Below are 20,075 nucleotides of genomic sequence, written 5' to 3'. Positions count from 1 at the left end.
TATAAATAATGGAGGATCACAGTATGAACGGAAATACATACGACGTAGTGATTATCGGAGGTGGCGTCATCGGCAGCAGCATCGCCAGAGCGCTTTCGAAATATGAGTGCCGCACCGTGCTTCTGGAAAAAGAAGAGGATGTCTGCTCCGGCACATCGAAGGCAAACAGTGCTATCGTCCATGCGGGCTATGACGCAAAGACAGGTTCTTTAAAAGCAAAGCTCAATGTAAAAGGCAACGCCATGATGGGAGATTTATCCAAAGAACTCGATTTTGATTTCAAGCGGAATTCCTCCCTGGTACTCTGCTTCGCGCAGGAGGACCTCCCGGCGCTGCAGGCACTCTATGAGAGAGGCGTGGCAAACGGTGTGCCGGATATTTCCATTCTGACCGGCGATGAGGTCCGCAAGATGGAGCCGAACGTCAGCGGGGAGGTTGTGGCAGCGCTCTATGCACCGACTGGCGGCATCGTATGTCCATTTGGTCTGACGATCGCGCTGGCAGAGAATGCCTGTGATAACGGCGTTGAATTTGTATTCAACACAAAAGCAGAAAAAGTTGAAAAAACGACAGAAGGATACCGTGTGATAACCAACAACGGTGTCTTCGAGACAAAATATGTCGTGAACGCAGCCGGCGTGTATTCTGACGAGATCCACAACATGGTTTCGGAAAAGAAGCTTCACATTGTGCCGCGCCGCGGCGAGTACTGCCTGCTCGATAAAGAGGCAGGCAACCACGTATCAGCGACTGTCTTCCAGCTTCCGGGCAAGTATGGCAAGGGAATCCTCGTCAGCCCGACGATTCACGGAAATCTCTTAGTCGGACCGACCGCGGTGGATCAGGAAGATAAGGACGGAACCTACACGACCGCCGAGGGACTGGCAGAGGCATGTGAGAAGGCAGCCAAGAGTGTCAACAACATTCCGTTCCGTCAGGTCATCACTTCCTTCTCCGGCCTGCGTGCCCATGAGGACGGCGATGATTTCATCATCGGTGAGGCGGAGGACGCACCGGGCTTCTTTGATGCAGCCGGAATCGAGTCTCCGGGACTTTCCTGCGCACCGGCGATCGGTGAATATCTGGCTGGGATGATCGAGGAAAAAGCTGGATTTGGCAAGAATCCGAATTTCAATCCGATCCGCAAGGGCATCGTGAAAGCAGCACGTTTAAATACGGAAGAACGCGCAGAACTGATCCGCAAGAACCCGGCATACGGCGCAATCGTCTGCCGCTGCGAGACAATCAGCGAGGGGGAGATCGTGGATGCGATCACCCGTACACTCGGCGCACGCTCGATGGATGGCATCAAACGGCGCGTCCGTCAGGGTATGGGACGGTGTCAGGCAGGCTTCTGCACTCCGAGAGCGATGGAAATTCTCTCCCGTGAGACGGGAATCCCGATCACAGAGATCTGCAAAAACCGCAAAGGTTCTGAAATGATAAAAGGTGAGGAGGCATAACCATGATTCAGCGTGACATTGTAATTATCGGCGGAGGTCCGGCTGGACTGGCAGCGGCAGCAGCGGCAAAGAAAAGCGGCGCAGAGGATATTCTGATTCTGGAGCGCGACAGCGTGCTGGGCGGTATCTTAAATCAGTGTATCCACAATGGTTTTGGTCTTCATACCTTTAAAGAAGAACTGACCGGACCGGAGTATGCGGCACGTTATGAGGAAGAAGTGAAAAAGCTGGAAATTCCGTACCGCTTAAACAGCATGGTACTGGATATCAATAAAGACAAAGAGATCACAGTCGTAAGCCGCAGCGAGGGACTGGAGCTCATCAAGGCAAAAGCGATTATCCTGGCGATGGGATGCCGCGAACGTCCGAGAGGCGCCCTGAACATTCCGGGGTATCGTCCGGCAGGTATCTACACTGCTGGTACGGCACAGCGTCTCATGAACATCGAGGGACATATGGTCGGTAAAGAGGTTGTCATCCTCGGTTCCGGCGATATCGGACTGATCATGGCGAGACGTATGACACTGGAGGGCGCAAAGGTTAAGGTTGTAGCGGAGCTGATGCCGTATTCGGGCGGTCTGAAGAGAAATATCGTACAGTGCTTAAATGACTTTGATATTCCGTTGAAGTTAAGCCATACGGTTGTGAATATCGAGGGAAAAGAGCGCGTGAAAGGCATTACGCTGGCACAGGTCGGACCGGACCGCAAACCGATTCCGGGTACCGAAGAGCACTATGACTGTGATACGCTTCTGTTATCCTGTGGTCTGATTCCGGAGAATGAGCTGACGAGAAATATGGGCGTGGCGATGAACCCGGTTACCTCCGGCCCAATGGTCAATGACCGTCTGGAAACAGGCATCGAGGGTGTATTTGCCTGCGGCAACGTGCTTCATGTACATGATCTGGTTGACTATGTATCCGAGGAGGCAGCGCTGGCAGGACAGAACGCAGCGAAATATGTGAAATCCGGCGAGACGAAGAAAGGTCACAGCGTGACACTCAAGGCAGAAAATGGCGTCCGCTACACGGTACCGCAGTCGATCGATACCGAGGCGATGGCAGACAAGCTGACGGTTCGTTTCCGTGTGGCAGATGTTTATAAAAACCGCAGCATTTCCGTTTATTTTGACGGAGAGCGTGTGAGCAGCCGCAAAAAACGCGTGCTGGCACCGGGTGAGATGGAGCAGGTAATCCTGACGAAGGAAAGTCTGGAGAAATATCCGGATCTGAAAGAAATAACCATTTGCACGGAGGTGGATGAGTGATGGAAGTAAGAGAACTGACCTGTATCGGATGTCCGCTGGGCTGTCAGCTCACTGTGACGATGGGAAATGACGAGATCAAGGTAGAAGGAAATACATGCCCGCGCGGCGAGGCGTATGCAAAGAAAGAGGTAACCAATCCGACGAGAATCGTTACCTCAACGGTACGCGTCGAGGGCGGCACGATCGAGAGAACAGCGGTCAAGACGGCTTCGGATATCCCGAAGGGCAAAATCTTTGATTGCATGAAGGAGATCCGCGCCGTGAAGGTGGCTGCTCCGGTGCATATCGGGGATGTGATCATTGATGACTGCGCTGGAACTGGGATTGCAGTTGTGGCGAGCAAGAATGTAGAGCGGGCGTAAGGAATCGTGAAGGTGACACCGACAGCCCCGACACAGAATATAGGATGAGAGATGGGAGGTTGTACAGACTCATAGAAAAAGTTTGTGCAGCTTCCCATTTTTGAAATTGAAATATATGAAAAACCTGCTTGCATATTTGGGCAGGATTGGATAAAGTTGTTTTGAAGAAAATCTTTTTTACAGGTACATATTTACAGAGATAAATTACAAGGAGAGAGGCATGGAAAAACGTGAAATTTTAAAGGAGACAGAGCTGTTTGTCCTCGATATGGACGGGACGTTTTATCTGGATACGGATGTGCTCGACGGGGCGTTGGATTTCCTGGAGGAAGTGAAGAAAGCAGGGAAGAGATATGTGTTTTTTACGAATAATTCGTCGAAATCTCCGAAAACATATATTGACAAACTGGCAAAAATGGGGTGTTATATTAAAAGAAATCAGATCATTACATCCGGGGATGTGATGATTCAGTATCTGAAAGAGTATTATCCTGAAAAGAAAGTCTATCTGGTGGGAACGCCGGACCTGGAGGAGAATTTCCGTGAAAATGGCATTCTTCTGACAAGGGAGATGCCGGATGTGGTCGTGATTGGCTTTGATATGACATTGACCTATGAGAAGTTGGAGCGCGCCTGCACGTATATCCGCAACGGCGCTGTGTTCCTGGCAACGCATCTGGATATCAACTGCCCGACGAAGGATGGTTTTATCCCGGACTGCGGCGCAATGTGCGCGGCAATCTCCTTATCGACCGGAAAGGAGCCGAAGTATGTCGGAAAACCATTCAAGGAGACCGTGGATATGGTTCTGGAGATGACCGGGGCAAAGCGCGAGGCAATGTCGTTTGTCGGCGACCGGATCTACACGGATGTGAAAACCGGCGTGGTAAATGGGGCACACGGAATCCTGGTGCTGACCGGCGAGACGAAGCTGGAGGATGTACCGAAGGCGGATGTCGTGCCGGATGCGATTTTCACAGGGCTGAAAGAGATGGGAGAAATACTCAAGACTATGAGAGAAGAGGAAGCATAGAATGACAATGCTTGAATTACTGGAGGAATCTCCGATAATCGCAGCGATTAAGAGCTGGGAAGGGCTGGAAAAAAGTCTTAAATCTGAATGTAAGGTAGTATTTGTGCTGTTTGGCACGATCTGTGATATTGATCAGATTGTAGCGCGCATCAAGGACGCCGGGAAGGTGGCGATCGTCCACGTGGATATGATCCAGGGACTGAGCACCAAGAGGGTGGCGGTCGATTTTATCGCCCACAATACGCGGGCGGACGGTATTATCAGCACAAAAAATACACTGGTGGAGCGCGCGAAGGAGATGGGACTTTATGCGATCCAGAGAACCTTTGTTGTGGATTCGATCGCACTCGATACATTGAAAAAACAGATCGAAATGTTCCGACCGGATGCAGTCGAGATCATGCCGGGGGTGATGCCGAAGATTCTTAAGATCATGCGCGAGTACACCGATATTCCGCTGATCGCCGGGGGACTGCTGTCTGACAAAAAAGATGTGATGGCGGCCTTTGAGGCGGGTACGGATGCCATTTCAGCGACGAATGAAGCGGTGTGGTACGTGTGATTTTAAAACTTAAACGATTTAGACGCTGTGAGTGACAGATATATTTGAAATAATGAAATTGATAAAAAAATATCAATCATTTCGCGATTTCGCTTGATTTTTTACCATGAATGCATTAGAATGATGAAGTAATCTCTTTTGGTAAAAATAGATAAAGAGAAGAAAAGGCGAGTTTTCGCATTGTACAAAATATAAGAACCGTGAAAAGGTAAAGCGGTTGCAAACTATACACATGTACAGTGGGGGACACTGAAATCCCCGGTTCGGTGAGAAATGTCAGACAAAATTTAAGTCGAACGTCCGTGAGACTTGGCGCATGATTCTGGTCAGCGAAGCTGACAATTTCACACAGACGGGAGCCGCCGGATAACAGGAAAGGGGTATTAAGATGGCTAAGATCGATTTAAGCAAGTACGGAATCACAGGAACAACGGAGATTGTTTACAACCCTTCTTATGAGATGCTGTTTGAAGAAGAAACCAAACCGGAGCTGGAGGGCTATGAAAAAGGTCAGGTCAGCGAGCTTGGTGCAGTAAACGTTATGACAGGTATTTATACCGGACGTTCCCCGAAAGACAAATTCATCGTTATGGATGAGAACTCTAAGGACACAGTATGGTGGACTTCAGACGAGTACAAGAACGACAACCATGTAGCATCCAAAGAGACCTGGAACGCAGTAAAGGATATCGCTTTAAATGAGCTCTCCAACAAGAGACTGTTTGTAGTAGATGCTTTCTGTGGCGCAAATAAAGACACCCGTATGGCGATCCGTTTTATTGTGGAGGTTGCTTGGCAGGCTCATTTCGTAAAGAATATGTTCATCGTTCCGACCGACGAAGAACTGGCTAATTTCGAACCGGACTTCGTAGTATACAACGCTTCCAAGGCTAAAGTTGAGAACTACAAAGAGCTTGGATTAAACTCTGAGACAGCTGTTGTCTTCAATATCACAAGCCGCGAGCAGGTTATCATCAACACCTGGTACGGTGGAGAGATGAAGAAAGGTATGTTCTCCATGATGAACTACTACCTTCCGTTAAAGGGCATCGCTGCTATGCACTGCTCCGCTAACACCGACTTAAATGGCGAGAACACCGCTATCTTCTTCGGACTTTCCGGAACTGGCAAGACTACCCTTTCTACCGACCCGAAACGTCTTCTCATCGGTGATGACGAGCACGGCTGGGATGACAACGGTGTATTCAACTTCGAGGGCGGCTGCTATGCGAAGGTTATCAACCTGGATAAAGAGTCTGAGCCGGATATCTACAACGCTATCAGACGTGATGCGCTGCTTGAGAACGTTACCCTGGATGAGAACGGCAAGATCGATTTCGCTGATAAGAGCGTAACCGAGAACACCCGTGTATCCTACCCGATCGATCATATTCAGAATATTGTACGTCCGGTATCCTCTGCACCGGCAGCTAAGAACGTTATCTTCCTGTCTGCAGACGCATTCGGAGTACTTCCGCCGGTATCTATCCTGACACCGGAGCAGACACAGTACTACTTCTTATCCGGATTTACAGCAAAACTGGCTGGTACCGAGCGCGGCATTACCGAGCCGACCCCGACCTTCTCCGCTTGCTTCGGACAGGCTTTCCTGGAGCTGCATCCGACCAAATACGCAGAAGAGCTGGTTAAGAGAATGGAGAAGAGCGGAGCAAAAGCTTACCTCGTAAATACAGGCTGGAACGGAACCGGCAAACGTATCTCCATCAAAGATACCCGTGGTATTATCGACGCTATCTTAAACGGAGATATCCAGAAGGCTCCGACCAAGAAGATCCCGTACTTCAACTTCGAAGTACCGACCGAGCTTCCGGGCGTAGATCCGACTATCCTGGATACCCGCGATACCTATGCAAACGAGGCTGAGTGGGAAGAGAAAGCAAAAGACCTGGCAAGCCGCTTTATCAAGAACTTTGTTAAATACGAAGGCAACGAAGCTGGCAAGGCTCTGGTAAAGGCTGGTCCGCAGTTATAATGCCAGAAATAAATGGTAAATAAATCCAAGAGGTAAACTTGGTAAGATAGAAAACCTCCGGTTTGTTTGGATGAGAAATGTGATTCTCATTCGAATGGACTGGAGGTTTTTTGTTTCATAGGAAATACGTCCTATGAAACCCAAAATGCTCCGCGAGGATGCACACTCGCGCGAAGCAGAAACATGTCGCAAGCGACCGCGCGAGACGCCCGGATGTGCCAAGGCACATTTTTTATTGCTGCTGCAAAACGCATGTTTGGATTTGAGTATTTCGTGAAGCTGATGGTTATGCTATAATAGAAGCACTTAGTGAGTTTTTAACTGGATTTTCATGTGTACGCTCGGAATCTTTCTGTGCTTGATTTTGTGAGATGATTTTTTACCAGTGGCGCTCAAATTTTAAATTCATAGAGAAGGGAGGATCCTGCCATGCAGAAAACAGTTTCCAGGCGCGCGTACATTGCCATTGATTTAAAATCGTTCTACGCATCGGTCGAGTGCATCGAGCGAGGTCTGGATCCGTTGACGACGAATCTGGTCGTGGCGAATCCATCGCGGACGGAGAAAACGATCTGTCTGGCGGTATCGCCGCCGCTGAAATCCTATGGTGTGCCGGGGCGTCCCAGGTTATTTGAGGTGATTCAGCGGATTAGGGAAGTCAATGAGGAACGCCGCAGACGGGCGCCGGGACGCCAGTTCCGGGATAAATCGTGGAGAAATGAAGAATTAAAGGCGGATCCGTCTCTGGCGGTCAGCTATCTGGTTGCGCCGCCGAGAATGGCGCACTATATGAAATGGAGCACGCAGATCTACCAGATTTATCTCCGGTATGTGGCACCGGAGGACATCCATGTGTATTCGATCGACGAGGTATTCATGGATGTTACGGAATATCTGGGAATTTACAAGGTTTCGCCGCGCGAGCTGGCAAAGCGCATCATCCGCACGGTGTTAGAGGAAACGGGCATCACGGCGACGGCGGGGATCGGGACGAATCTGTATCTGTGCAAGGTGGCGATGGATATTGTGGCGAAGCACGTGGAAGCGGACGAGGACGGCGTGCGGATTGCCGAGCTGGATGAGCAAAGCTATCGGGAACTTTTGTGGACGCATGAGCCGCTGACCGATTTCTGGCGGGTTGGACCAGGATATCAGAAGAAACTCTGGCAGGCGGGACTTCGGACGATGGGCGATATTGCGCGTTGTTCACTGGGAAAACCGGGCGAGTTTTACAGCGAGGAACTGCTGTACCAGATGTTCGGCGTCAATGCTGAGCTTCTGATTGACCATGCGTGGGGCTACGAGCCGTGCACGATCGCACAGATACGGGCATACAAGCCGCAGAGCAGCAGCCTGGGCTGCGGGCAGGTGCTTCCCTGTCCGTACACGGCGGATAAGGCGCGGATCGTGGTACAGGAGATGGTTGACGGGATCTCGCTGGAGCTGGTGGAAAAACGGCTGGTGACCGCTCAGCTCGTTCTAACGGTCGGATATGACATCGAAAACCTGACCCGCCCGGAGATACGGAAAGTATACAAGGGACCGGTAACAACCGATCGCTACGGGCGGCGTGTGCCGAAGCATGCACATGGAACGTGGAATCTGCCGCGTGCGACTTCGTCCTCAAGCGAGCTTCTGGAGGCGATGGCGGCTCTGTATGATAAGATTGTCAACCCGGCGCTTCTCATCCGCCGGATGTCGCTCTCGGCATGCCATGTGGTAAATGAGAAAATGGCGAAAGAGCGTGAACAGAAGGAAACATTTGAACAGCTTGATTTGTTTACCGATTACGCAAAAAAGGAAGCAAAAGAGAAGGAAGAACAGAAAAAACGCGAGCGGGAGCGCCGGATGCAGGAAGCGCTTCTGACGATCAAGAAAAAATATGGAAAAAATGCGGTGCTGCGCGGGATGAACTTTGAGGAAGGCGCGACCGCCAAGGAGCGGAACGGGCAGATCGGGGGGCATCAGGCATAGATGGAAGATCAATATAGAGTGAATGAATTTGAAAACTTAAAAAGTGGACGAAGCCAAACCCCAGAAGGGCAGGAAAGTGACGCTCAGCGCCGCTACGGCGATATCCTCGGTCATTCTTACCCATTTCCCTTGCGCCATACACGGATGCCGGTGGAGGACCGGGCGGCGCAGTTCGCCTCGTTTGCGGCACTGAATGGCTATGAGGAGGCGGTAGAGGAGGAAGCGCGCCTGACCGAGCGGGAGATCGATCTGGATGACAGCGTGCGCGAGATGATCAATCAGACGCTTGTAGAAGCGGAGGAGCAGCTGATGCGTGGCGAGACGGTTCGGCTTTCTGTGACCTGGTTTCAGCCGGACGTGCACAAGGAGGGCGGTACTTATCGAACGGCAGCAGGACGATTGAAGAAAATCGACTATTACCAGCAGGTTTTGTGGTTGGCGGAAATAAGGAGTGGAAATCAGCCTGGACTTGAAAATATAGGCGGGGAGATCGCGGTAAATTTTCCACAGATCTGCCGTGTGGAGCTGATAGAAGAGGAAGTGGAGTGAAATGTTACATGGCAGCACAGTTGCTGAAGCTTTGTATGGACCTCCTGACCGGCAAAGGAAAATATCGTTACTGTTTACGGGTAGGCACTTTTGGAACCGAAAGTGCCGTAAGAAAACGTGGTGGCAGCAGGAATTTGCCGTATTTAAATGCGAAGCCACGGCAAATTCCGTTACTGGGCACGTATGCGTGAACAGTAATAAAATATCAGAAATCCGTAAGAAAAAAGCACTTTTACTTTTGAATGAAATAGGGTAGACTGTTAGAACAGAGAAAACCAGATAGAAGAGCTGAATACAGAGTATAAAGAAAAATATTTCACTGGTTTTAGAAACTAAAAAGTGCCTGGGAAGTTTTGAAAAATTTCAGAGAAGTCCCTGGGAACAGATAGGGAGCAGGCATAAGAACAGTCGGAAGGAGATTCAAATTATGAAAAAAAAATCGTTATATATTGCGGGGATTTGTGCAGCACTGTCGGTAGGTGCGCTTGGGTGCGCTTCCAGTGCAAAAGCGGGCGATGAGGAGAATAAGACGGCTGTCGAAGATACGAAGGCAGCTGGGGAGACTACTGCAGCGGAAACCAGCGAGAGTAATACGGTTATCGAGAAAAACGCCCCGTCCGGTCCGGCATCCGGTACAGGAAAGAAGGTTTCATCCGAATTTATTTGTGTTTATGGTCCGGTTTCGGAGGTTACCAGTGATTCCGTCACGATTGACAATCAGTCGGGAATCAGCAGTGCCGGCGAGATGGTGATCACATTTTCACCGGAAACGCCGATTTTTGACGCAGAGACAGGCAATCCGGTCGATATGACCGAGGCGGAGACGGGAACCGTTGTATATGCCTACATCGGGGAGGCGATGACGATGAGCGAGCCGCCTATCACGAACGGACAGCTCTTCTTCGTCCATGTAACCGATGTGAGCGCCGTGCCGGTTTACACAGAGATCGAGTCGGTGAAAAAGAGTGCCGAGAATGATGATACCGTCTATGTGAAAGCAGAGGATGGCGTGACTTATACTATCAGCGCTGAGACACATATTCTGCCGTATTTAACCCGGAACATCGTGACCGCAGACGATCTGGAATCGGGAAAGAAATGCGCGATCTGGGCGGACGCGGAAGGAAAGGTATCGAGACTGGTGCTGTTTCAGCAATAAGGGCGGATGTGCATAAAGCGATAAAATTATAAATATGTCATGTAGATCGGACGGTTTGAACAGTGAAAAACACAGCGAAAAACCGTCCGATTTTTGGTTTGACTTTTTGTTGCACAGTAAAATACATTTGTGAAACAAAAAAATTGCATAAATGCATATTGGCTGCTCTGGTTGAAGCGCCGGAAAAGCAGACGTTCAGTCTGTATGTAGATGAATTGCTATATGACAAGACAGATGTAATAAAAAGTGTCAAAATTTCATTGACACAGCTTTTCTCTTAGAGGTATAATCACAGAAGTTTACCGTGTGGAAGCTATATGGACAGAGAAATATGGCGTGGCAAAGATGTCGGATACATAGTAAAGAAGAAAATGAACCGCAGCTGTCGGAAAAATGGTATGGTTTCTGTCAATCGATGGGGATTCGGAAGCGTGAACAGAGCGGTGAAAAAAGGAGAGGGAAAAGAGATGGATCAGGAGATAAAGCAGCGGATCGAGACATTAAAAAAAGAGAAGGATGCCGTGATTCTGGCACATTATTACGTAGATGGAGAAGTGCAGGAGATTGCCGATTATGTGGGCGATTCGTATTATCTGGCGGAGCTGGCGACGACGGTGCCGCAGAAGACGATCATTTTCTGTGGCGTGTCATTTATGGGCGAGAGTGCGAAGATTTTAAGCCCGGAGAAGACGGTTATCATGGCAGACCGGAGCGCGGACTGTCCGATGGCTCACATGGTTGAGGTGGAGAAGATCCGCGAAGTACGCAAAGAGTATCCGGATGTAGCCGTTGTCTGTTATGTGAACTCGATGGCGGAGATCAAGGCAGAATCGGATGTCTGTGTTACCTCATCGAATGCACTCAAAATCGTGAAAAAACTGCCGAACAAGGATATTTTCTTTATTCCGGATGAGAATCTGGGACGTTTTATCGCAAAAAAAGTGCCGGAGAAACATTTTATTTTCAATGACGGTTTCTGCCATGTACATAAGAGTATTCATGCGGAAGATGTAAAGAAAGCAAAAGAGCTGCATCCGGAGGCAGTTGTGCTGGCGCATCCGGAGTGTACCGGCGATGTGCTGGAGCTGGCAGATTTTGTCGGAAGTACCTCCCAGATTATTGATTATGCGACGAATTCGGATGAGAAAGTCTTCCTGATCTGCACCGAGATGGGCGTGTTCTATGAACTGCTGCAGAAGAACCCGGAGAAGAAGTTTTTCTCCGTAGGTCACCGTCAGTTTTGCCCGAATATGAAGAAGATTCATCTGGACAGCGTACTGCGGGCGCTGGAAAATCCGGAAGAGGAAGTGGAGATGGATGAGGCGATGCGGCAGAGGGCGGTTGGTCCGCTGGCGCGGATGCTGGAATTGGCAAAATAAAGGAATAAATAAAGACACAATATAAACAAATAGACCCAAAAGGATCATTCAAAGGATTCCCACAGAAAATGCTGCAAATCAGCGTTTCCTGTGGGATTTAAATTTTAAATGGAGCGGCTCTGCTTATTCAGCCACAACCGCTTTCACAATCTCCGCAATATACATATCATGATAGTCCTTCTCCGGATAGAACTTGCTGTCAGCGTCCTTATCGATAAAATCTGCCGGATTCATGGATGTGCGGTACATTTTGCGGCAGATGAGGATGGTGTCAGCTTCTTCAAATGCCGGTACGCCGTCGATGAAGACCGGGGTCAGGCCGGCTTCCTTGATTTTGTCGTGGTCACGGCCGGATACGGAGCCGCAGAGTTTGAGGGCATCGCGGTGTCCGTCTTTTAAAAAGCTGACGGAGAAGAGTTCTTCTTTGTCTATAAATTCTTTGGTGTAGCGCTGGGGACGGATATAGCAGGTAACAGCCGGTTTGCCCCAGAATACGCCTGCGCCGCCCCAGCTGGCAGTCATGGTGTTGAATTTATCCTCGGTGCCGGCGGTTAAAAGCATCCAGTCGGAACCGATGCGGGTAAACGGGTTAAAATTTAATTCTTCTGGCTTTATTTCTTTGAAGCTCATCGAAAAATCCTTCCTTTCCTGTCTGAATTGATTATTCTGTGAGTACCTTACCATTATCAGAGAAGAAAATCAAATATATTTTCGAAAATTCATTGACAGATGAGAAAAAAAGAGGTAGTCTTTAAATTAAGGTTAGAGACATCTAACTTGAGTTGCGGCATTCTAACCTGAGTTTGTTCATGCTAATTATGTTTTGTTTTTGATGAAACACAATATAATATGAGCACTTAGTGCGAGTCGTATCTAAGGACTTAATGAGGCTGAGCCAGAGGCAAAAGCGGAATTTAGTACTTGCAAAAAGAGTGGCAAGCAGAGTATGCTATATATTTTAAACGAACAGTTAGTCTGCGCTAATAAAAAGCCGGGTTGTGGACGGAAACGGCAGATGTGCGGAAAAATAATTTAGAAGATATGGAAAGAGAGATGATACGATGCAGCAGAGAGAGCAGATTATCAGCGAACTGAAGAGACGGGGGAAACGGATGACCGATCAAAGAAAGATCATGTTGGATGTGATCCTGGAGGGAAGATGGAGCAGTTGTAAGGAGATCTACTACGAGGCATCCAAGCGCGACCCGGGGATCGGCAAGGCAACGGTGTACCGGATGATTGCAGTGCTGGAAGAAATCGGCGTTTTAAACCGTTGCCGCCAGTATTCTCTGCGGAATGAGGATGAGCTGTCAAGTATAACTTCGGATGCCAGTTGATAAAAAATCTCAATAAGGAAAGTTAGGTTTGACTATCATGGGGGTAAGCTGTTACCATCTACTTGTACCTCAGAAATGAGTCATTAAACGCAGCTATATTCGCATTTGAAATGGAATAAATAGTTTTCAAAAATCATATGTGAATATAATTTAGATAATATCAGAGGAGGAGTAATCATGATGGACATTTTCAAATTAAAAAAATTAGGTTTATTTGCAGGCGGCGTTTTGTTCGGAACAGCAGGTGTTAAGATTCTTGGCAGCGAGGATGCAAAGAAATTTTACGTAAACTGCGTAGCAGCCGGACTTCGTGCACGTGATTGTGTGATGACCACCGCTACCAATATTCAGGAGAACGCTGAGGACATCCTGGCTGAGGCAAAGCAGATCAACGAGGCTCGCGGCTATGAGAGCTTTGGTGAGGATGAGGATTTCAACGAGACTGCTGAGGCAACCGAGGCCGCACCGGAGGCTGAGAAGGCAGAGCAGTAATAGCAACTCCAAGAATACATGAATCTAAATAACAGGGGGGCTGCCGCAAGATAGCATGGGATGCTGTCTCGCGGCAGCTCTTCTATAACCGGAGGAAGATGAATCATGAAATTCATTATAAAGCATGAAATCAAAGGAAGAATCCGTATCAGCCTTGCCCGGAAATTCCATACCGTGCGCGAAGCGGATGTTCTGGAACAGTATCTGCTTGGTCTGGACGGCGTGACGGCGGCTAAGGTGTATGAGCGGACAGCAGATGCGGTTATCTATTATAAGGAGGATCGGGAGGCGGTACTCGTACAGGTAGCGGCGTTTGATGGTCAGATTACCGAAAAACAGGAGATGGCAGTTAAAAGCAGCGGACGCGCCCTGAATCAGGAGTACAAAGAAAAGCTGATTCAGAAGGTACTGACCCGCTTTGCGACGAAGACATTTCTCCCGGCGCCGGTCCGTGCGGTATACACGTCCGTGCAGGCGATCCGTTATATCGTGAAAGGTATCCACTGCCTCGTATTTAAGCGCAAGCTGCATGTGGAGGTGCTGGATGCGACGGCGATCAGTGTTTCCCTTCTGCGCCGCGATTTCAATACGGCTGGCTCCGTTATGTTCCTGCTCGGCGTCGGTGAGCTTCTGGAGGAGTGGACACATAAGAAATCCGTTGGGGATCTGGCGCGGAGCATGTCCTTGAACGTGGAGAAGGTCTGGAAAAAAGTGGACGGGACCGAAGTCCTTGTACCGCTTTCGGATGTTACCGCGGGCGACGAGCTGACCGTCCATATGGGTACAGTGATTCCACTGGATGGTGTCGTAGTAAGCGGCGAGGCGATGGTAAACCAGGCTTCGATGACCGGCGAATCCCAGCCGGTCAGAAAAGAGCCGGGCAGCTATGTTTACGCAGGAACCGCGCTGGAAGAGGGAGAGATTACCTTCAAGGTAGAAAAATCCGCCGGTTCCACCCGTTATGAGCGTATCGTACAGATGATCGAGGATTCGGAGAAGCTCAAATCATCCGTTGAAGGCAAGGCGTCGAACCTGGCAGATGCACTCGTTCCGTGGAGTCTGGGCGGTACCGCGCTTACCTATCTGCTGACCCGCAATGCGACGAAAGCACTGTCGATCCTGATGGTTGATTTCTCCTGTGCACTGAAACTGGCAATGCCGCTTGCAGTCCTGTCTGCGATGCGTGAGGCAAGCCAGCATCACATTACGGTCAAGGGCGGCAAGTTTCTGGAGGCTGTTGCCGAGGCGGAGACGATCGTATTTGACAAGACCGGAACCCTGACCAAGGCAAAACCGGTTGTATCCGATGTAGTATCTTTCAACGGCATGGAGAAGGAAGAACTGCTTCGTATCGCAGCCTGCCTGGAAGAACATTTCCCGCATTCGATGGCAAACGCGGTCGTACAGGAAGCGAAAAAACGTCATCTGGTACATGAGGAGATGCACTCGAGAGTGGATTACATCGTAGCGCACGGTATCGCTACCTATGTGGGCGAAGAACGCGTCGTGATTGGAAGCCACCATTTCGTATTTGAGGATGAGAAGTGCACACTGCCGGAGGATGGAAAAGAGAAGTTTGAGAACCTTCCGGAAAATTGTTCCCATCTTTACATGGCAATCGGCGGACAGCTTGCAGCCGTTATCTGCATCGAGGATCCGCTGCGTGAGGAAGCACCGTCTGTCATCCGCCAGTTAAAAGAGGCTGGATTTAAGCGCATTGTCATGATGACCGGCGACAGCGAGCGGACCGCAGCGGCGATCGCGAAGAGGGTCGGCGTGGATGATTATTTCTCCGAGGTACTTCCGGAGGATAAGGCGCGCTTTGTTGAGGAGGAGAAGGCGAAAGGCCACAAAGTTATCATGATCGGTGACGGCATCAACGATTCACCGGCCCTGTCAGCGGCAGACGCGGGCATCGCAGTCAGCGAGGGCGCGGAGATTGCCAGAGAGATCGCGGATATCACGATCAAGAAAGATTCCCTGGATGAAGTCGTGCTTCTGCGTCATCTGAGCATGGATCTGATGAAACGTGTCCATGGAAACTACCGTTTCGTCATCAGCTTCAACCTAGGTCTGATTCTCTTGGGGGTGGCTGGTATCATCACACCGTCTATGTCGGCGCTGCTGCACAACAGCTCGACACTGGCGATCAGCTTAAAGAGCATGACGAACCTGCTGCCGGAGGAAGAGCGGGAAGAGGCATAAAAATGCGCCCTGCTTAGTTGGCTTTTAATAAAATATAATAAAAATAGACGGGCAGAAAGAATGGAGAGGAAATTTTATTCTTTCTGTCTGTTTTTTTGCGTTGAATTGCGAAAAAGTAAAACTAAATACTAGACTATATTCTGTAAAAATCCAACAATGAATCAAATAACATTAGACACATAAATATGTGTTTATAACAGTTATAAATTTTAATATTGACATACAGGAGAAATGTGATATGATCATAGTGTAAATGGACTTACCAATTTACCATTATACCAAAATGACAATCAGAGAAATAAAAAGATAATTGAAGGAGGAACGGATATGTATAAGTTATCACAGTTGACAGAAGATGGTTCTATTATGTTACACGGACAGAAAATTGCAGATACAATCCTTTATGTAAATGGAGATTTTGTTAAAAAATCAGAAGCCGTTATCTCCGTATATGACAGTGGTTTTCAGCATGGAGATGGCGTATATGAAGGAATCCGTGCATATGGACGAAAAGTATACCGTCTGGATGAGCATATCAAACGTCTGTATGAGTCCTGCTACACGCTGGGAATCGATATAGGAAAGACCAAAGATGAGATGAAGGAAATTGTAAAAGAGCTGATTCGTCGAAATCTGGATGCAGGATTTACTGATTTACATATGCGTTTACAGGTGACGCGCGGATTTAAAGCACAGACAGGTATGCATCCGACTTTAAATGTGACGAATGCGTCGATCGTTATCTGTGTGGATCAGAAACCCCCTATTTTCAATAAAGAGGGAATTACGCTGGTAACAACCTGGCTGAAACGCTATTCCCCGTCTTACATGGATCCGAAGATTCATTGCTGTAACCAGCTGAACCAGATTATGGCGGCGTGTGAGGCAATCCGTCAGGGAGCGGATGAAGCAATTATGCTTGACCAGAATGGTTATGTGGCGGAGACAAACTCTACGAACTTACAGATGATTAAAGATGGAGTATTAATACTTCCGACTTTAGATTCACAGCTTCCGGGAATTACGAGAAAAACAATGATTCAGATAGCAAAAGAGATGGGAATGGAAGTACAGGTAAGAAACGTATCTGTTTCAGAGTATTATAATGCGGATGAGGTATTTATCTGTGGTACAGTCGGAGAAGTGGTTCCGGTTAAAATGATCGATGGAAAGAAGATTGGTACACAGATTCCTGGTCCGATAACAGAAAAGTTTTCACAGGAATATAAGAAGATGACAGAAACGCTGGGAGTGTCGATTGATGATTGAACATCATAAAAGAAAGTGCACTCTGTGAGGGAACGGGTAAAACCGTAAGCGTGAGATTCATATAGGGGTTTATAAAGAGGGATGGTAGAAGAGAAACATATGATTCGAGCGAAAGGACGGAATGAATATGAAAGAGAAAAGAAAACCGGGTTTTGGGGCTGCGATGCTTCCAATATTGGTGATGGCGTTCGTGTTGGGAATTGGTTTTGGAAAGTTCAGACTAAGTGTGGAAGTACTCTTACTTGTTTGTTCCTTCTTTACGGTGCTTTTAGGATTGTTTTATGGAACAACCTGGAATGAGATTGCAGATGCGGTTTCGGAAAAGATAGGAAAGTCATTTATGGCGATTTTTATCTTTGTATTTGTTGGAATGATTATCGGAACCTGGATGTTATCAGGAACAATTCCTATGTTGATTTATTATGGCCTGAAGCTCTTAAATCCACAGCTGTTTCTGATATCGGCTTTTGTGATTACAGTAATTGTTTCTGTGTGTACGGGAACCAGTTTTGGCTCAGTTGGAACCGTCGGGCTGGCACTTATCGGAGTAGCTCAGGGATTGGGCGTTAATCTTCCGGCAGCAGCGGGCGCAATTATTTCAGGTGCTTATTTTGGAGATAAAATGTCACCGCTTTCAGATACGACAAATCTGGCTCCGGTAGCAGCCGGAACCACATTGTTTGAACACATCCGGCATATGTTTTATACGACGGTCCCGGCGGCGCTTGTCTGTTTAGTGGTATATTTTATAGCTGGACGTACTGGAATGGTGGTTTCATCGGTCGATGCATCTGCGGCAAATGAGATGACGGAGGGACTCGCTTCTATTTATCATTTTAATGTGTTTTTATTGCTTCCTCTGGTGGTTGTGCTGGTTGGTTCAGCGATGGGAAAACCAACGATTCCGGTTATGTTTACAGCATCGGTTCTGGCAGGAGTGTTAGCGATTGTATTTCAGGGAGCGACGGTTGCAAAGGTAATTTCGGCAGCATATAGCGGATTTTCTTTATCGATGCTGGGGATTGATCCGGAAACAGTGACAGGAAGCATTAAAATGCTGGTAGAGCGGGGCGGAATGACAAGCATGATGGCAACGGTGCTGAAAGTGCTCTGCGCATTTCTATTTGCAGGTGCTATGAGTGCGGCTGGTTTTATGAATGCAATCTTGGAAAAATTGAAAACATTCGTACACAGTGACGGAACTTTGATTCTGGTAACGGTTATTTCAGTCTTGATTATTGCGCTGATTGTTGGAAATGCATATATTCCGATTTTGATGGGCGGAGAATTGTTCAGTGAGTCCTTTAAGGAAAGAAATCTGGCACCGCAGAATCTTTCCAGAACACTGGAAGATGCAGGAACCTGTTCCATTCCTCTGGTTCCGTGGTCAGCGGGCGGCGCGTATATGTCGGGAACGCTGGGAGTCTCTACGTTCGCATATGCTCCGTGGGCAATCTTTTGTTACGCAGGTTTTTGTTTTGCGGTTCTCTGGGGCTTTACCGGGTTTGGAATCAAGAAATTAAACAAGGATAAATAAGACATTTCATTAAGTAAGTCAAACAGATGTAGGATGGGGAGAGAAAAACTGTTCTACATCTGTTTTTCTAATTAAAAGGGTTATTTGAACATTGCAGTGGAAAAAAGAAACAGGAGGAATGATGGGGGCGGAAAAATTAGATAAAAAACGATCGGGAGCTTTGGTGGGAGGAATTTTCCTGATTCTGGCAGTTCCAGTATGCGGAATCCAAGTACCGGTGCAGGCATTCTTTTTTCTTGCATGGATCTACGTGATTCTGTTTTTAGAAGCAAATTCTTATTCTTGGAATGAGCTTCAGGAAGCAATGGTTCATTCTTGCACAAGGGCAGTTTCACCTATCTTTTTTCTTTTATGTGCAGGAGCGATGACAGGAATATGGAATCTGTCAGGTACGATTCCAGGACTGACGTATACAGGAATTTTGTGGATTCGTCCGGAATGGTATCCGGTCACCGCGTATGCAGGATGCTTTCTGTTTAGTTTTCTGACTGGCAGTGTGTTTAGTTCCTGTGGAACCATGGGAATCCTATTTTTAAATATTGGAACAAGTATGGGATATGAAGAGAAAATAGCAGCAGCTGTTATAATAGCCGGAGCATTTTGCGGCTATGGGATTTCTCCGATGTCGGATTTTGTGAATTTACTTTCATCCAGTGTTGAAATAGAACTGGCGAAAACCTTGAAAGCAGAACGAAATAGTATCATTCCAACTATATGCGTTTGTCTGGCAGGCTGTTTTTATGCGGGATGGAAGAATGCAGAACTGGCAGGAATATCGATACAGGAAAGCAGTAAAATGATTCAAATATTCGGGGAAATGTGCCTGGGAATGCCCGTGTATATACCGGCTGCAGTGGTTCTTATATTTATGTTAATGAGAAAAAACGCCATCCATGCGTTGATGGCAGGCTGCGTGTCCGGGATGGCAGTGGCATTTTTTTACCAGAAATATCGATGGCAGACAATTTTGAATGTTTTATGGAATGGACCGGACCAAGGATCCTATTTTCACAGCGGAGGTATCAGCAGCATGGCTGGGACGGTTCTTTTGTTCCTTTTAGCGTTTAGTTTGTTTGGAATGCTTGAAAAAAGCGGGGCGATCCGATGCATGATGCAGCCGTTGTTTAAGTGGGCAGATACAGAGAAAAAAGGAAATATAGCAGCAATTTTATTTGCTTTTGTAGTAAATGTTTTTTCAGCATCGGCGATGTGTTCCCTGGTGATATCCGTCTCCTGCCTGATGCCGGTGTATGATGAAAAAGGCTGTAAACGGGAGAAAATGATTCATTCGCTCTTTCTGGGCGCTTTATACATGAGTCTTCTGGTCCCGTGGCATTCCAATGTTGTAACGCCGATGGGACTGTTGGGAGTAGCACAGGGAGGCGCTTGTATTTTTTGGATTGTGCCGGTGCTGGAGGTTGTCTGCTATCTATTAACATTTGTTTTTTCACATAAATAATGATATAATCGATAGGCGTTAGGGAACGTAAATC

Annotated in this window: 17 protein-coding genes; 16 read left to right on the top strand and 1 reads right to left on the bottom strand. The window is 47.9% G+C overall.

Annotated features, from left to right (window positions below):
* The first annotated feature begins 23 nt into the window (after window positions 1-23).
* From DWY89_RS08810 to nadA, 10 genes are all read left to right on the top strand, one after another.
* Window positions 24-1,463 carry an NAD(P)/FAD-dependent oxidoreductase gene (locus tag DWY89_RS08810; RefSeq protein ID WP_117796434.1) on the top strand — a complete coding sequence of 480 codons (1,440 nt, stop codon included), beginning with the start codon at window positions 24-26 and terminating at the stop codon, window positions 1,461-1,463.
* Window positions 1,464-1,465: 2 nt separating this feature from the next.
* Window positions 1,466-2,731 carry an FAD-dependent oxidoreductase gene (locus tag DWY89_RS08805; protein WP_118522139.1) on the top strand — a complete coding sequence of 422 codons (1,266 nt, stop codon included), beginning with the start codon at window positions 1,466-1,468 and terminating at the stop codon, window positions 2,729-2,731.
* Window positions 2,731-3,093 (top strand): DUF1667 domain-containing protein, encoded by a 363-nt coding sequence (locus tag DWY89_RS08800; protein WP_117796435.1) that lies wholly within the window; start codon window positions 2,731-2,733, stop codon window positions 3,091-3,093. Before DWY89_RS08805 ends, DWY89_RS08800 begins: the two co-directional genes overlap by 1 nt.
* 220 nt (window positions 3,094-3,313) lie before the next feature.
* On the top strand, window positions 3,314-4,126 hold the full coding sequence (locus DWY89_RS08795) for an HAD-IIA family hydrolase (RefSeq protein ID WP_022359841.1): 813 nt from the start codon (window positions 3,314-3,316) through the stop codon (window positions 4,124-4,126).
* Window position 4,127: 1 nt separating this feature from the next.
* A complete protein-coding gene (locus tag DWY89_RS08790; RefSeq protein ID WP_107000135.1) occupies window positions 4,128-4,688 on the top strand; it encodes a glycerol-3-phosphate responsive antiterminator in 561 nt (186 codons plus the stop codon).
* A 388-nt stretch (window positions 4,689-5,076) separates the two neighbouring features.
* Window positions 5,077-6,681, top strand: coding sequence for a phosphoenolpyruvate carboxykinase (ATP) (gene pckA / locus DWY89_RS08785; protein ID WP_118524591.1), 1,605 nt, complete (start codon window positions 5,077-5,079; stop codon window positions 6,679-6,681).
* 429 nt (window positions 6,682-7,110) lie between these two features.
* On the top strand, window positions 7,111-8,655 hold the full coding sequence (locus DWY89_RS08780) for a DNA methylase (RefSeq protein WP_118524590.1): 1,545 nt from the start codon (window positions 7,111-7,113) through the stop codon (window positions 8,653-8,655).
* Window positions 8,656-9,204, top strand: a complete 549-nt coding sequence (locus DWY89_RS08775) for a hypothetical protein (protein ID WP_118524589.1) — start codon at window positions 8,656-8,658, stop codon at window positions 9,202-9,204.
* A gap of 427 nt (window positions 9,205-9,631) precedes the next feature.
* Complete coding sequence (locus tag DWY89_RS08765; RefSeq protein ID WP_117796440.1) at window positions 9,632-10,363, top strand: hypothetical protein; 732 nt, start codon at window positions 9,632-9,634, stop codon at window positions 10,361-10,363.
* 467 nt (window positions 10,364-10,830) lie between these two features.
* Window positions 10,831-11,742 carry a quinolinate synthase NadA gene (gene nadA, locus DWY89_RS08760; RefSeq protein ID WP_117796479.1) on the top strand — a complete coding sequence of 304 codons (912 nt, stop codon included), beginning with the start codon at window positions 10,831-10,833 and terminating at the stop codon, window positions 11,740-11,742.
* A gap of 123 nt (window positions 11,743-11,865) precedes the next feature.
* On the opposite strand, the gene DWY89_RS08755 is transcribed toward nadA, so the two are convergent.
* Window positions 11,866-12,372, bottom strand: a complete 507-nt coding sequence (locus tag DWY89_RS08755) for a flavin reductase (RefSeq protein WP_107000129.1) — start codon at window positions 12,370-12,372, stop codon at window positions 11,866-11,868.
* Between the two features lie 431 nt (window positions 12,373-12,803).
* On the opposite strand from DWY89_RS08755, the gene DWY89_RS08750 reads away from it, so the two are divergent.
* The 6 genes from DWY89_RS08750 to DWY89_RS08725 all read left to right on the top strand — a co-directional run bounded on the left by DWY89_RS08750 (window position 12,804) and on the right by DWY89_RS08725 (window position 20,041).
* On the top strand, window positions 12,804-13,079 hold the full coding sequence (locus tag DWY89_RS08750) for a transcriptional repressor (RefSeq protein WP_107000128.1): 276 nt from the start codon (window positions 12,804-12,806) through the stop codon (window positions 13,077-13,079).
* A gap of 177 nt (window positions 13,080-13,256) precedes the next feature.
* Window positions 13,257-13,571, top strand: coding sequence for a DUF6110 family protein (locus DWY89_RS08745; protein WP_022359851.1), 315 nt, complete (start codon window positions 13,257-13,259; stop codon window positions 13,569-13,571).
* 105 nt (window positions 13,572-13,676) lie between these two features.
* The gene (locus DWY89_RS08740) at window positions 13,677-15,776 is read left to right on the top strand and encodes a heavy metal translocating P-type ATPase (RefSeq protein ID WP_118468044.1); all 2,100 of its coding nucleotides are present in this window, start codon (window positions 13,677-13,679) and stop codon (window positions 15,774-15,776) included.
* A gap of 327 nt (window positions 15,777-16,103) precedes the next feature.
* Window positions 16,104-17,045 carry an aminotransferase class IV gene (locus DWY89_RS08735; RefSeq protein ID WP_118468046.1) on the top strand — a complete coding sequence of 314 codons (942 nt, stop codon included), beginning with the start codon at window positions 16,104-16,106 and terminating at the stop codon, window positions 17,043-17,045.
* Window positions 17,046-17,172: 127 nt separating this feature from the next.
* A complete protein-coding gene (gene nhaC, locus DWY89_RS08730) occupies window positions 17,173-18,582 on the top strand; it encodes a Na+/H+ antiporter NhaC (RefSeq protein WP_118468048.1) in 1,410 nt (469 codons plus the stop codon).
* 118 nt (window positions 18,583-18,700) lie between these two features.
* Window positions 18,701-20,041 (top strand): Na+/H+ antiporter NhaC family protein, encoded by a 1,341-nt coding sequence (locus DWY89_RS08725; protein WP_118468049.1) that lies wholly within the window; start codon window positions 18,701-18,703, stop codon window positions 20,039-20,041.
* Window positions 20,042-20,075: the final 34 nt, after the last annotated feature.

This window comes from Clostridium sp. AF27-5AA (assembly GCF_003478415.1).
GTDB classification, from domain to species: domain Bacteria; phylum Bacillota; class Clostridia; order Lachnospirales; family Lachnospiraceae; genus Otoolea; species Otoolea fessa.
This window is presented reverse-complemented; position numbering and strand designations above follow the sequence as displayed.